Origin of the sequence: Pseudomonas extremaustralis, from assembly GCF_900102035.1 — a bacterium.
Taxonomy (GTDB): Bacteria; Pseudomonadota; Gammaproteobacteria; order Pseudomonadales; family Pseudomonadaceae; genus Aquipseudomonas; species Aquipseudomonas extremaustralis.
In genome coordinates this window covers 5,577,608-5,588,914 of sequence record NZ_LT629689.1, presented here as the reverse complement: position 1 = coordinate 5,588,914, position 11,307 = coordinate 5,577,608, and the positions used below count along the sequence as shown (strand labels likewise).

Annotated in this window: 20 protein-coding genes; all 20 read right to left on the bottom strand. The window is 54.4% G+C overall.

The features are described 5' to 3' along the window. Positions 1 to 25 precede the first annotated feature (25 nt). Complete coding sequence (gene bfr, locus BLR63_RS25815) at positions 26 to 490, bottom strand: bacterioferritin (RefSeq protein ID WP_010566848.1); 465 nt, start codon at positions 488 to 490, stop codon at positions 26 to 28. A 155-nt stretch (positions 491 to 645) separates the two neighbouring features. Next, a complete protein-coding gene (locus BLR63_RS25810; protein WP_010566849.1) occupies positions 646 to 2,094 on the bottom strand; it encodes a catalase in 1,449 nt (482 codons plus the stop codon). A gap of 245 nt (positions 2,095 to 2,339) precedes the next feature. Further along, entirely contained in the window at positions 2,340 to 2,726 is a 387-nt protein-coding gene (rplQ, locus tag BLR63_RS25805) for a 50S ribosomal protein L17 (RefSeq protein ID WP_003176402.1), read from the bottom strand. Positions 2,727 to 2,767: 41 nt separating this feature from the next. After that, positions 2,768 to 3,769: a DNA-directed RNA polymerase subunit alpha gene (locus tag BLR63_RS25800; protein WP_003176403.1), complete on the bottom strand. Its 1,002-nt coding sequence runs from the start codon at positions 3,767 to 3,769 to the stop codon at positions 2,768 to 2,770. Positions 3,770 to 3,791: 22 nt separating this feature from the next. Beyond that, positions 3,792 to 4,412, bottom strand: a complete 621-nt coding sequence (gene rpsD / locus BLR63_RS25795) for a 30S ribosomal protein S4 (protein ID WP_003176404.1) — start codon at positions 4,410 to 4,412, stop codon at positions 3,792 to 3,794. A gap of 18 nt (positions 4,413 to 4,430) precedes the next feature. After that, on the bottom strand, positions 4,431 to 4,820 hold the full coding sequence (rpsK, locus tag BLR63_RS25790) for a 30S ribosomal protein S11 (RefSeq protein ID WP_002555466.1): 390 nt from the start codon (positions 4,818 to 4,820) through the stop codon (positions 4,431 to 4,433). A 30-nt stretch (positions 4,821 to 4,850) separates the two neighbouring features. Next, positions 4,851 to 5,207, bottom strand: a complete 357-nt coding sequence (gene rpsM / locus BLR63_RS25785) for a 30S ribosomal protein S13 (RefSeq protein WP_010566850.1) — start codon at positions 5,205 to 5,207, stop codon at positions 4,851 to 4,853. A 129-nt stretch (positions 5,208 to 5,336) separates the two neighbouring features. Then, the gene (gene rpmJ, locus BLR63_RS25780) at positions 5,337 to 5,453 is read right to left on the bottom strand and encodes a 50S ribosomal protein L36 (RefSeq protein WP_002555468.1); all 117 of its coding nucleotides are present in this window, start codon (positions 5,451 to 5,453) and stop codon (positions 5,337 to 5,339) included. Positions 5,454 to 5,480: 27 nt separating this feature from the next. Beyond that, positions 5,481 to 6,809: a preprotein translocase subunit SecY gene (secY, locus tag BLR63_RS25775; RefSeq protein ID WP_003176406.1), complete on the bottom strand. Its 1,329-nt coding sequence runs from the start codon at positions 6,807 to 6,809 to the stop codon at positions 5,481 to 5,483. Then, positions 6,810 to 7,247 carry a 50S ribosomal protein L15 gene (gene rplO / locus BLR63_RS25770; protein WP_010566851.1) on the bottom strand — a complete coding sequence of 146 codons (438 nt, stop codon included), beginning with the start codon at positions 7,245 to 7,247 and terminating at the stop codon, positions 6,810 to 6,812. A gap of 3 nt (positions 7,248 to 7,250) precedes the next feature. After that, positions 7,251 to 7,427: a 50S ribosomal protein L30 gene (rpmD, locus tag BLR63_RS25765; RefSeq protein WP_003176408.1), complete on the bottom strand. Its 177-nt coding sequence runs from the start codon at positions 7,425 to 7,427 to the stop codon at positions 7,251 to 7,253. Between the two features lie 2 nt (positions 7,428 to 7,429). Next, the gene (gene rpsE / locus BLR63_RS25760; protein ID WP_010566852.1) at positions 7,430 to 7,930 is read right to left on the bottom strand and encodes a 30S ribosomal protein S5; all 501 of its coding nucleotides are present in this window, start codon (positions 7,928 to 7,930) and stop codon (positions 7,430 to 7,432) included. 3 nt (positions 7,931 to 7,933) lie between these two features. After that, positions 7,934 to 8,284 (bottom strand): 50S ribosomal protein L18, encoded by a 351-nt coding sequence (gene rplR / locus BLR63_RS25755; protein ID WP_003186037.1) that lies wholly within the window; start codon positions 8,282 to 8,284, stop codon positions 7,934 to 7,936. Between the two features lie 10 nt (positions 8,285 to 8,294). After that, positions 8,295 to 8,828 carry a 50S ribosomal protein L6 gene (gene rplF, locus BLR63_RS25750; RefSeq protein WP_003176412.1) on the bottom strand — a complete coding sequence of 178 codons (534 nt, stop codon included), beginning with the start codon at positions 8,826 to 8,828 and terminating at the stop codon, positions 8,295 to 8,297. 12 nt (positions 8,829 to 8,840) lie between these two features. After that, the gene (gene rpsH / locus BLR63_RS25745) at positions 8,841 to 9,233 is read right to left on the bottom strand and encodes a 30S ribosomal protein S8 (RefSeq protein ID WP_010566853.1); all 393 of its coding nucleotides are present in this window, start codon (positions 9,231 to 9,233) and stop codon (positions 8,841 to 8,843) included. A 208-nt stretch (positions 9,234 to 9,441) separates the two neighbouring features. Then, entirely contained in the window at positions 9,442 to 9,747 is a 306-nt protein-coding gene (gene rpsN, locus BLR63_RS25740) for a 30S ribosomal protein S14 (RefSeq protein ID WP_003176414.1), read from the bottom strand. Between the two features lie 13 nt (positions 9,748 to 9,760). Then, positions 9,761 to 10,300: a 50S ribosomal protein L5 gene (gene rplE, locus BLR63_RS25735; RefSeq protein WP_003194642.1), complete on the bottom strand. Its 540-nt coding sequence runs from the start codon at positions 10,298 to 10,300 to the stop codon at positions 9,761 to 9,763. Between the two features lie 22 nt (positions 10,301 to 10,322). Further along, the gene (gene rplX, locus BLR63_RS25730) at positions 10,323 to 10,637 is read right to left on the bottom strand and encodes a 50S ribosomal protein L24 (RefSeq protein ID WP_007896770.1); all 315 of its coding nucleotides are present in this window, start codon (positions 10,635 to 10,637) and stop codon (positions 10,323 to 10,325) included. Between the two features lie 11 nt (positions 10,638 to 10,648). Continuing rightward, positions 10,649 to 11,017: a 50S ribosomal protein L14 gene (gene rplN / locus BLR63_RS25725; protein WP_002555479.1), complete on the bottom strand. Its 369-nt coding sequence runs from the start codon at positions 11,015 to 11,017 to the stop codon at positions 10,649 to 10,651. A 23-nt stretch (positions 11,018 to 11,040) separates the two neighbouring features. Further along, the gene (rpsQ, locus tag BLR63_RS25720) at positions 11,041 to 11,307 is read right to left on the bottom strand and encodes a 30S ribosomal protein S17 (RefSeq protein ID WP_003176419.1); all 267 of its coding nucleotides are present in this window, start codon (positions 11,305 to 11,307) and stop codon (positions 11,041 to 11,043) included.

Genomic DNA, 11,307 nt, shown 5'->3' with positions numbered 1-11,307 from the left:
GACAGGGGCTTCTTTATGACTGGCGTCAGAACTGCGATTGCAGATAATTCTCCAGCCCCACCAACTTGATCAGGCCCAACTGCTTTTCCAGCCAGTAAGTGTGATCTTCTTCAGTGTCATTCAACTGCACCCGCAGGATTTCCCGGGTGACATAGTCGTTGTGCTGCTCACAGAGTTCAATGCCCTTGCAAAGCGCGGCACGGACCTTGTTCTCAAGACGAAGATCGGCTGCGAGCATGTCAGGTACCGTGGTGCCCACATCCAAGTCGTCGGGACGCATACGAGGCGTGCCTTCGAGCATCAGGATACGGCGCATCAGTGCGTCGGCATGCTGCGTCTCTTCTTCCATCTCGTGGTTGATACGCTCGTAGAGCTCGGTAAAGCCCCAGTCTTCGTACATACGCGAATGGATGAAATATTGGTCACGAGCAGCCAGTTCGCCCGTCAGCAACGTGTTGAGGTAATCGATTACGTCGGGGTGACCTTGCATAGCCCTACTTCTCCCTGCTTGAAAGCCTGTAGTTTGAACCATGATGACTCGCAGGTCACGGGACTAACGACAGAAAAGTGGAGATTACCGGAGAAAATCAGTTTAAATAACGCAAAAACCGCCCAAATGAGGGCGGTTCTGCTTATCGTTTAGAGTCAGTTGCGCGATACACCCAAAGCCTTTGCGATGGCCTCTCCATAAGCAGGATCTGCCTTGTAGAAGTGCTGCAATTGACGCTGTACAACATCACTCGAAACCCCCGCCATTGCACCAGCGATGTTATTGGTGAGCAGCGCTTTTTGCTCATCGCTCATGAGGCGGAACAGAGCACCGGCGTGGCTGTAGTAATCAGTGTCCTCGCGGTGATCGTAACGATCAGCCGCGCCGCTGAGGGCCAACGCCGGTTCAGCGTACTGTGGCGCTTGCTTCGGCGCATCGGCATAGCTGTTTGGCTCGTAGTTCGGAGTCCCACCGCCGTTGCTGCCAAATGCCATCGAACCGTCACGCTGGTAGCTGTTCACAGGACACCGTGGTGCATTCACCGGCAGTTGCTGGTGGTTGGTACCAACACGATAGCGGTGAGCATCTGCATAAGCGAAAACGCGACCTTGCAGCATGCGATCGGGCGACAGGCCAACGCCTGGAACCATGTTGCTCGGACCGAACGCAGCTTGCTCTACTTCAGCGAAGTAGTTCTGCGGGTTGCGGTTGAGCTCCAGCTCTCCCACTTCGATCAATGGGAACTCCTTCTGCGACCAAGTTTTGGTCACGTCAAAGGGGTTCTCGTAATGAGCATTCGCCTGGGCCTCGGTCATGACCTGGATACAGACGCGCCACTTCGGAAAGTCACCGCGCTCGATTGCACCAAACAGGTCGCGCTGGGCGTAGTCTGGGTCCGTGCCAGCCAGTCGCGCGGCCTCTGCGGGCGCCAGGTTCTTGATACCTTGCTTGGTTTTGTAGTGCCACTTCACCCAGTGACGCTCACCCTTGGCGTTGATCAAACTGTAGGTGTGGCTGCCAAAGCCATGCATGTGACGGTAGCCGTCAGGAATACCACGATCCGAAAACAAGATAGTGACCTGGTGCAGCGCTTCTGGAGAGTGCGACCAGAAGTCCCACATCATCTGCGCGCTTTTCAGATTGCTCTGCGGCAGACGCTTCTGGGTGTGGATAAAATCCGGAAACTTCAGAGGATCACGAATGAAGAACACCGGCGTGTTATTACCGACGATGTCCCAGTTGCCCTCTTCGGTGTAGAACTTCAAGGCGAAGCCCCGTGGGTCGCGCTCAGTGTCGGCAGAGCCACGCTCACCGCCTACAGTGGAGAAGCGCAGGAAGGTCGGAGTTTGCTTGCCAACCGACTCAAACAGCTTGGCGCTGGTGTAGTGGGTGATGTCTTTAGTGACGGTGAAGGTACCGTAAGCACCCGAACCTTTAGCGTGCACGCGACGCTCAGGAATGTTTTCCCGATTGAAGTGAGCGAGCTTCTCGATCAGGTGAAAGTCGTCGAGCAGCAACGGGCCGCGTGGGCCGGCGGAACGGGAGTTTTGATTGTCAGCGACTGGAGCGCCGCTGGCAGTGGTAAGGATTTTGTTCTGGCTCATACTCATATTCCTCAGTCAGTCCTGGAGCTGCCGGCTAATCGGCTTTGAGGGAGTATTGACCATCAAGATGACACCATCAAATTCATTAATTCATGGTCTTTGATAGAAAATAACTAACTGTCCATCAGAACGCATATGTGTTGAAAAATCCTGGCCGCAGCAGTGCCTCAATCAATATAGACAATGTTTATTGCGCACACAAAAAACCGGGCACTAGGCCCGGTTCTTCGTTACAGACTGTCGTCTTACTCGGCGCTTACAGCTTCGCCAGCAGTAGCACGATCAACCAACTCGACATACGCCATAGGCGCGTTGTCGCCAGCGCGGAAACCGCACTTGAGGATGCGCAGGTAGCCACCCTCACGGGTAGCGTAACGCTTGCCCAGGTCGTTGAAGAGCTTACCAACGATAGCTTTCGAGCGAGTGCGGTCGAAAGCCAGACGGCGGTTAGCCAGGCTGTCTGTCTTAGCCAAAGTGATCAGCGGCTCAGCAACGCGACGCAGCTCTTTAGCTTTCGGCAGTGTAGTTTTGATCAGCTCGTGCTCGAACAGCGACACCGCCATGTTTTGGAACATGGCCTTACGGTGCGAGCTGGTACGGCTCAGGTGACGTCCACTTTTACGATGACGCATGGTTCATTCCTTACCAAACTCACGTTCGGTGATTACGACGATCAGGCAGTCGCCTTGTCGTCCTTCTTAAGACTTGCAGGCGGCCAGTTGTCGAGGCGCATGCCGAGGGACAGACCGCGGGAGGCCAGAACGTCCTTGATTTCGGTCAAGGATTTCTTGCCCAGGTTCGGAGTCTTCAACAGTTCTACTTCGGTACGCTGAATCAGGTCGCCGATGTAGTAAATGTTTTCCGCCTTAAGGCAGTTAGCCGAACGTACAGTCAGTTCCAGATCGTCAACCGGGCGAAGCAGGATCGGATCGATCTCGTCTTCCTGCTCGATTACCACTGGTTCGCTGTCACCTTTGAGGTCCACGAACGCAGCCAACTGCTGTTGCAGAATGGTTGCAGCGCGACGGATAGCCTCTTCAGGGTCCAGAGTACCGTTGGTTTCCAGATCAATAACCAGCTTATCCAGGTTAGTACGCTGCTCGACACGGGCGTTTTCCACCACGTATGCGATACGGCGAACCGGGCTGAACGAAGAGTCAAGCTGCAAGCGACCAATGCTGCGGCTTTCGTCTTCATCGCTCTGACGCGAGTCGGCCGGTTCATAACCACGACCACGAGCTACAGTGAGCTTCATGTTCAGGGCGCCGTTAGACGCCAGGTTAGCGATTACGTGATCGGGGTTAACGATCTCGACATCATGATCCAGCTGAATATCGGCAGCGGTAACCACCCCCGAACCCTTCTTCGACAAGGTCAGCGTAACTTCGTCACGGCCGTGCAGCTTGATAGCCAGACCTTTAAGGTTCAACAGGATTTCAATTACGTCTTCCTGTACACCTTCGATGGCGCTGTACTCGTGGAGCACACCGTCAATCTCGGCCTCGACTACTGCACAGCCGGGCATTGAGGACAACAGGATGCGGCGCAGCGCGTTGCCCAGGGTGTGGCCAAAACCACGCTCGAGAGGCTCGAGAGTGATCTTGGCGCGGGTTGGACTGACAACCTGCACATCAATGTGGCGGGGTGTCAGGAACTCATTTACCGAAATCTGCATGGATGCACCTATTTTCTAGCCCTTACTTGGAGTAGAGCTCGACAATCAGGCTTTCGTTGATGTCGGCGGACAGATCACTGCGAGCTGGAACGTTCTTGAAAACGCCCGACTTCTTCTCAGTGTCTACTTCTACCCATTCTACGCGGCCACGTTGGGCACACAGATCGAGAGCTTGGACAATGCGAAGTTGGTTTTTTGCCTTCTCGCGAACAGCGACCACGTCACCAGCACGAACCTGGTAGGACGGAACGTTTACGGTCTGGCCGTTAACGCTGATCGATTTGTGCGATACCAGCTGACGGGATTCGGCACGAGTCGAACCAAAGCCCATACGGTATACAACGTTGTCCAGACGGCATTCGAGCAGTTGCAGCAGGTTTTCACCGGTTGCACCTTTCTTGCCAGCAGCTTCTTTGTAGTAGCCGCTGAACTGACGCTCGAGAACGCCGTAGATACGACGGACCTTCTGCTTTTCACGCAGTTGGGTGCCGTAATCGGACTGGCGACCGCGGCGTTGGCCGTGGATACCAGGTGCAGCTTCGATGTTGCACTTCGATTCGATCGCGCGCACGCCGCTCTTCAGGAAGAGATCGGTGCCTTCGCGACGAGCGAGTTTGCATTTTGGACCAATGTAACGAGCCATTCTTTACAATCTCCTGGATTACACGCGGCGCTTCTTCGGCGGACGGCACCCGTTGTGCGGGATTGGCGTCACGTCGGTGATGCTGGCGATCTTATAGCCACAGCCGTTCAAAGCACGGACAGCGGACTCACGACCTGGACCTGGACCTTTGACGTTAACGTCGAGGTTTTTCAGGCCGTATTCCAGCGCAGCTTGACCAGCACGTTCAGCAGCTACTTGAGCAGCGAACGGGGTGGACTTGCGGGAACCGCGGAAACCCGAACCACCGGAGGTAGCCCAAGAAAGCGCATTACCTTGACGGTCGGTGATGGTCACGATGGTGTTGTTAAAAGAAGCATGGATGTGGGCGATGCCATCAACCACTGTCTTTTTAACTTTTTTACGAGGACGAGCAGCAGGTTTTGCCATGATAATTTTCCTGTCGATTCGCGGGGGCGATTACTTGCGGATCGGCTTACGCGGACCTTTACGGGTACGCGCGTTAGTCTTGGTACGCTGACCGCGTACTGGAAGACCACGACGATGACGCAGACCGCGATAGCAACCGAGGTCCATCAAACGCTTGATTTTCATGTTGATTTCGCGACGCAGATCACCTTCAGTGGTGACCTTCGCCACTTCGCCACGCAGCTGTTCAATCTGCTCGTCGCTCAGATCCTTGATCTTAGCGGCTGGGTTTACCCCAGCGACTGCGCAAATTTTCTGCGCAGTAGTGCGACCAACACCATAGATGTAGGTCAGCGAGATAACAGTGTGCTTGTTATCTGGAATGTTAACGCCTGCAATACGGGCCATTCAGTGGGACTCCAATTGACAGCTACCTACGCCCCGGAAGCCAAGAAATAGGGCGCGAGATAATATCGCTGTAATAACAAATAATCAACCCGGCAGCGCACTAGCTGCCGGGCTTCAAGCGGATCACACTCAGCCTTGGCGCTGTTTGTGACGCGGTTCCGCGCTGCAAATTACTCGAACAACACCTTCGCGGCGAATAATCTTGCAGTTACGGCACAGTTTTTTCACCGATGCACGAACTTTCATCACCAACTCCTCGAACCTTATGGGTACTCAGCGCAACATGCCGCTGCCGTAACCCTTCAGGTTGGCTTTCTTCATCAGGGATTCGTACTGGTGCGAAACGAGGTGCGATTGTACTTGGGACATGAAGTCCATCACAACCACGACCACGATCAGCAACGAGGTCCCGCCAAGGTAGAACGGAACGTTTGCTGCAACCACCAGGAACTGGGGCAACAAGCACACGGCCGTCATATATAGAGCACCGAACAGGGTCAAACGAGTCAGCACGCCATCAATGTAGCGTGCAGACTGCTCACCTGGACGGATACCCGGAATAAAGGCACCGGACTTCTTCAGGTTTTCCGCTACGTCTTTCGGATTGAACATCAACGCCGTGTAGAAGAAGCAGAAGAAAATAATCCCTGCACTAAACAGCAGAATATTCAACGGCTGACCAGGAGCGATCGACTGAGAGAGGTCCTGCAGCCAGCCCATATTTTCAGACTGACCAAACCAGGTACCCAACGAAGCCGGAAACAGCAAAATGCTGCTCGCGAAAATTGCCGGAATAACACCGGCCATATTCACTTTCAGCGGCAAGTGGCTGGTCTGCGCAGCAAAAACCTTACGGCCCTGCTGACGCTTGGCGTAGTGAACAGCGATACGACGCTGACCACGCTCAATGAACACCACAAAGCCGATAATCGCTACTGCCAGCAAACCGATGGCAACCAAGGCGAAGATATTGATATCACCCTGACGCGCAGACTCGAAAGACTGCCCGATCGCTCTCGGAAGACCGGCGACGATACCTGCGAAAATCAACATCGAGATACCATTGCCAACACCACGCTCAGTAATCTGCTCACCCAGCCACATCATGAACATCGCACCAGCCACAAATGTGGATACCGCGACGAAATGGAAGCCAAAGTCACCAGTGAACGCAACACCCTGCCCCGCCAGGCCAACGGACATGCCGATAGCTTGAACCAGGGCGAGGATGACAGTGCCGTAGCGGGTGTACTGGCTAATCTTGCGACGGCCAGCTTCACCTTCCTTCTTCAACTGCTCCAGCTGCGGGCTGACGGCGGTCATCAATTGCATGATGATCGATGCCGAAATGTACGGCATGATCCCCAGCGCAAAGATGCTCATCCGTTCCAGCGCACCACCGGAAAACATGTTGAACAAGCTAAGAATGGTCCCCTCATTCTGTCGAAACAGGTCTGCGAGTCGGTCCGGGTTGATACCTGGAACCGGGATGTGTGCGCCTATTCGGTAGACGATAATCGCCAGGAACAGAAAACGCAGACGAGCCCAAAGTTCAGACATACCGCCTTTGCCGAGCGCTGAGAGAGCACCTTGCTTAGCCATTTATTCCTCGAACTTGCCGCCAGCTGCTTCGATAGCCGAACGCGCACCTTTGGTGGCGCCGATTCCCTTGCCGATAGTGACAGCGCGAGTCACTTCACCGGACAACATGATTTTCACACGCTGTACGTTGACGTTGATCACGTTGGCATCTTTCAGGGTCTGCACAGTAACGACGTCGCCTTCCACTTTAGCCAGCTCGGACAGACGCACTTCTGCGCGATCCATAGCTTTCAGCGAAACGAAACCGAACTTAGGCAGGCGACGATGCAGCGGCTGTTGACCGCCTTCAAAGCCTGGAGCGATGGTGCCACCGGAGCGGGAGGTTTGACCTTTGTGGCCACGGCCACCAGTCTTACCCAAACCGCTACCGATACCACGGCCCGGACGATGCTTTTCGCGACGGGAACCCGGCGCTGGACTCAGATCATTGAGTTTCATCGATTAACCCTCGACACGCAGCATGTAGTAAGCCTTGTTGATCATCCCGCGATTCTCGGGAGTATCTTGGACTTCTACAGTGTGACCGATGCGACGCAGACCCAGACCCTTAACGCACAGTTTGTGGTTAGGGATGCGGCCGGTCATGCTTTTGATCAGCGTTACTTTAACGGTAGCCATGATCAGAAAATCTCCTGGACGCTTTTGCCACGCTTAGCGGCAATGGATTCAGGGGACTGCATAGCCTTCAAACCTTTGAAAGTGGCGTGAACCACGTTTACCGGGTTAGTCGAGCCATAGCACTTGGCCAGAACGTTCTGAACACCAGCAACTTCGAGGACAGCACGCATAGCGCCGCCAGCGATGATACCGGTACCCTCAGAAGCCGGCTGCATGTACACCTTCGAAGCGCCGTGAGCGGACTTCATTGCGTATTGCAGGGTGGTGCCGTTCAGGTCAACTTGGATCATGTTGCGGCGAGCAGCTTCCATTGCCTTCTGGATCGCAGCAGGCACTTCACGTGACTTGCCACGGCCGAAGCCAACACGCCCTTTACCATCACCAACCACGGTCAACGCGGTGAAAGTGAAGATACGGCCGCCTTTAACGGTTTTGGCTACGCGGTTAACTTGAACCAGCTTCTCAATGTAGCCTTCGTCGCGCTTTTGGTCGTTATTTGACATAACTTAGAACTCCAGCCCAGCTTCACGAGCAGCATCAGCCAGCGCCTTGACGCGACCGTGATACTTGAAGCCAGAGCGGTCGAAAGCCACCTGCGAGACGCCAGCGGCTTTTGCACGCGTAGCGACCAGCTGGCCAACCTTAGTGGCCGCGTCGATGTTGCCAGTGGCACCATCACGCAGTTCTTTATCCAAAGTCGAGGCGCTTGCCAGGACTTTGTTGCCGTCGGCCGAGATGACCTGGGCGTAGATGTGCTGCGACGAGCGGAACACGCAGAGACGCACGACTTCGAGTTCGTGCATTTTCAGGCGTGCTTTGCGAGCGCGACGCAGTCGAGTAACTTTTTTGTCGGTCATTTGCTATGCCCTACTTCTTCTTGGCTTCTTTACGACGGACGACTTCGTCCGCGTAGCGCACACCTTTGCCTTTGTACGGCTCTGGTGGACGGAAGTCGCGGATCTCAGCAGCCACTTGACCTACCAGTTGCTTATCGATGCCCTTGATCAGGATATCGGTCTGGCTAGGAGTCTCAGCGGTGATGCCTTCCGGCAGTTCGTAATCCACTGGGTGCGAGAAGCCAAGGGCAAGGTTCAAAACCGTGCCTTTTGCTTGCGCTTTGTAACCAACACCGACCAGCTGGAGCTTACGCTCGAAGCCTTGGCTTACGCCTTGGACCATGTTGTTTACCAACGCACGCGTGGTACCGGCCATTGCGCGAGTTTGTTGATCGCCATTGCGAGCAGCGAAACGCAGCTCACCAGCTTCTTCAACGATCTCAACGGACGAATGGATGTTCAGTTCAAGAGTACCCTTGGCACCCTTCACCGAAAGCTGTTGGCCTGCGAATTTGACTTCGACACCGGCTGGCAGCTTAACGGGGTTCTTAGCGACGCGAGACATGCTTATCCCCCCTTAGAACACAGTGCAAAGAACTTCGCCGCCGACACCGGCAGCGCGCGCAGCACGATCCGTCATCACACCTTTGTTGGTGGAGACGATAGACACGCCAAGACCGCCACGAACTTTCGGCAGATCTTCAGCGGACTTGTACTGACGCAGGCCTGGACGGCTAACGCGCTTCACTTCCTCGATGACCGAACGGCCTTCGAAGTACTTCAGCTCGATGGACAGCAGTGGCTTGGTTTCGCTGCTGATCTGATAACCCGCAATGTAGCCTTCGTCTTTCAGGACTTTGGCAACAGCTACCTTCAACTTGGAAGATGGCATGCTTACGACGGACTTTTCAGCCATCTGGGCATTACGGATACGAGTTAGCATGTCCGCTAACGGGTCCTGCATACTCATGGGCTAGACGCTCCTAATACAAAAAAATTAGCCTTGCGGCTACATATGTCGCCGAGAATCTCCGAGCGTAGAAAACACGGGCTCAGGCGAGCCGGGTATTCTAGACACACTCCGGAAATGAAACAAGCCCCAAAAGGGGCTTGTTCCAGATTCAAGGTCACCGGCGGTCAGTATTTTGCAATACCAGCCACCCGGACTTTGATAGTACTTACCAGCTGGCTTTAACCAGACCTGGTACGTCACCACGCATTGCCGCTTCACGCAGTTTGTTACGGCCGAGGCCGAACTTGCGGTAAACGCCGTGTGGACGACCAGTCAGGCGGCAGCGGTTACGCATGCGCGAAGCGCTTGCATCACGGGGCTGCTTCTGCAGAGCAACTGTAGCTTCCCAACGCGCTTCTGGACTTGCGTTCAGATCAACGATGATTGCTTTCAGTGCTGCACGCTTCTTGGCGTACTTGGCAACCGTGAGCTGACGCTTCAGCTCGCGGTTTTTCATGCTCATCTTGGCCATGGTCCTACTCCAATCAGTTGCGGAACGGGAATTTGAAAGCACGCAGCAGGGCGCGACCTTCATCATCGTTCTTGGCAGTGGTGGTCAGGGTGATATCCAGACCGCGGAGAGCATCGATCTTGTCGTAGTCGATTTCCGGGAAGATGATCTGCTCTTTCACGCCCATGCTGTAGTTACCACGACCATCAAAGGACTTGGCATTCAGGCCGCGGAAGTCGCGCACCCGAGGCAGGGAGATCGACAGCAGACGATCCAGGAATTCGTACATACGCTCACGGCGCAGAGTCACTTTGACGCCAATCGGCCAGCCTTCGCGAACTTTAAAGCCAGCGATGGATTTCCGAGCGTAAGTCACAACGACTTTTTGACCGGTGATCTTTTCCAGGTCAGCAACAGCGTGCTCGATGACTTTTTTGTCGCCGATCGCTTCGCCCAGACCCATGTTCAGGGTGATTTTGGTAACGCGCGGAACTTCCATCACGTTCCCGAGCTTAAGTTCTTCCTTAAGCTTGGGGGCGATTTCCTTCCGGTAAATCTCTTGTAGTCGTGCCATGGTCTTATCTACCTAGCAGTGTTCAAGCATCAACCGCTTTTTGGGTCGACTTGAAGACACGAATTTTCTTACCGTCTTCTACTTTGAAACCAACGCGGTCAGCCTTGTTGGTTTCGCCGTTGAAGATGGCGACGTTAGAAGCGTGCAGTGGCGCTTCTTTCTCGACGATACCGCCTTGTACGCCCGACATAGGGTTAGGCTTGGTATGACGCTTGACCAGGTTCAGACCACCCACGACCAGACGGTCGTCAGCGAGAACCTTCAGCACCTTACCGCGCTTACCTTTGTCTTTGCCGGCGATCACGATGATCTCGTCGTCACGACGAATCTTTTGCATGTCGGATCTCCTTACAGCACTTCTGGGGCGAGCGAGACGATCTTCATGAACTTCTCAGTACGAAGCTCACGGGTCACTGGCCCAAAGATACGGGTGCCGATAGGCTCTTGCTTGTTGTTCAGAAGAACAGCAGCGTTGCCATCAAAGCGGATAATGGAGCCATCTGCACGGCGAACGCCGTGACGAGTGCGGACTACAACAGCAGTCATCACTTGGCCTTTTTTCACTTTACCGCGAGGAATTGCTTCCTTCACGGTAACTTTGATGATGTCACCGATACCAGCGTAACGACGATGGGAGCCACCCAGCACCTTGATGCACATAACACGGCGAGCGCCGCTGTTATCGGCCACATCGAGCATGGATTGAGTCTGAATCATATAATTTCTCCGACCCCTAGTCCTTAGACTTCCACAGCGCGTTCGAGAACATCAACCAATGCCCAAGACTTAGTCTTGGCCAACGGACGAGTTTCACGAATAGTGACTTTGTCGCCGATGTGGCACTGATTGGTTTCGTCGTGCGCGTGCAGCTTAGTCGAACGCTTAACATATTTACCGTAGATCGGGTGCTTAACGCGACGCTCGATCAGAACGGTGATGGTTTTGTCCATCTTGTCGCTGACAACACGGCCAGTCAGCGTACGGACAGTCTTTTCGGCTTCAGCCAT

What these genes read in the sequence shown, in the direction of transcription:
- BLR63_RS25800 (WP_003176403.1), bottom strand. Translation starts at nt 3,769, where the DNA reads ATGCAGATTTCGGTAAATGAGTTCCTGACACCCCGCCACATTGATGTG.
- rpsQ (WP_003176419.1), bottom strand. Translation starts at nt 11,307, where the DNA reads ATGGCTGAAGCCGAAAAGACTGTCCGTACGCTGACTGGCCGTGTTGTC.
- bfr (WP_010566848.1), bottom strand. Translation starts at nt 490, where the DNA reads ATGCAAGGTCACCCCGACGTAATCGATTACCTCAACACGTTGCTGACG.
- secY (WP_003176406.1), bottom strand. Translation starts at nt 6,809, where the DNA reads ATGGCTAAGCAAGGTGCTCTCTCAGCGCTCGGCAAAGGCGGTATGTCT.
- rpsM (WP_010566850.1), bottom strand. Translation starts at nt 5,207, where the DNA reads ATGGCCCGTATTGCAGGCGTTAACATTCCAGATAACAAGCACACTGTT.
- rpsH (WP_010566853.1), bottom strand. Translation starts at nt 9,233, where the DNA reads ATGAGTATGCAGGACCCGTTAGCGGACATGCTAACTCGTATCCGTAAT.
- rplF (WP_003176412.1), bottom strand. Translation starts at nt 8,828, where the DNA reads ATGTCTCGCGTCGCTAAGAACCCCGTTAAGCTGCCAGCCGGTGTCGAA.
- rplR (WP_003186037.1), bottom strand. Translation starts at nt 8,284, where the DNA reads ATGACCGACAAAAAAGTTACTCGACTGCGTCGCGCTCGCAAAGCACGC.
- rpsE (WP_010566852.1), bottom strand. Translation starts at nt 7,930, where the DNA reads ATGTCAAATAACGACCAAAAGCGCGACGAAGGCTACATTGAGAAGCTG.
- rpmD (WP_003176408.1), bottom strand. Translation starts at nt 7,427, where the DNA reads ATGGCTACCGTTAAAGTAACGCTGATCAAAAGCATGACCGGCCGCATC.
- rpsN (WP_003176414.1), bottom strand. Translation starts at nt 9,747, where the DNA reads ATGGCCAAGATGAGCATGAAAAACCGCGAGCTGAAGCGTCAGCTCACG.
- rplO (WP_010566851.1), bottom strand. Translation starts at nt 7,247, where the DNA reads ATGAAACTCAATGATCTGAGTCCAGCGCCGGGTTCCCGTCGCGAAAAG.
- rplN (WP_002555479.1), bottom strand. Translation starts at nt 11,017, where the DNA reads ATGATTCAGACTCAATCCATGCTCGATGTGGCCGATAACAGCGGCGCT.
- rpsK (WP_002555466.1), bottom strand. Translation starts at nt 4,820, where the DNA reads ATGGCAAAACCTGCTGCTCGTCCTCGTAAAAAAGTTAAAAAGACAGTG.
- rplQ (WP_003176402.1), bottom strand. Translation starts at nt 2,726, where the DNA reads ATGCGTCATCGTAAAAGTGGACGTCACCTGAGCCGTACCAGCTCGCAC.
- rpsD (WP_003176404.1), bottom strand. Translation starts at nt 4,412, where the DNA reads ATGGCTCGTTACATTGGTCCAAAATGCAAACTCGCTCGTCGCGAAGGC.
- BLR63_RS25810 (WP_010566849.1), bottom strand. Translation starts at nt 2,094, where the DNA reads ATGAGCCAGAACAAAATCCTTACCACTGCCAGCGGCGCTCCAGTCGCT.
- rplX (WP_007896770.1), bottom strand. Translation starts at nt 10,637, where the DNA reads ATGCAAAAGATTCGTCGTGACGACGAGATCATCGTGATCGCCGGCAAA.
- rpmJ (WP_002555468.1), bottom strand. Translation starts at nt 5,453, where the DNA reads ATGAAAGTTCGTGCATCGGTGAAAAAACTGTGCCGTAACTGCAAGATT.
- rplE (WP_003194642.1), bottom strand. Translation starts at nt 10,300, where the DNA reads ATGGCACGACTACAAGAGATTTACCGGAAGGAAATCGCCCCCAAGCTT.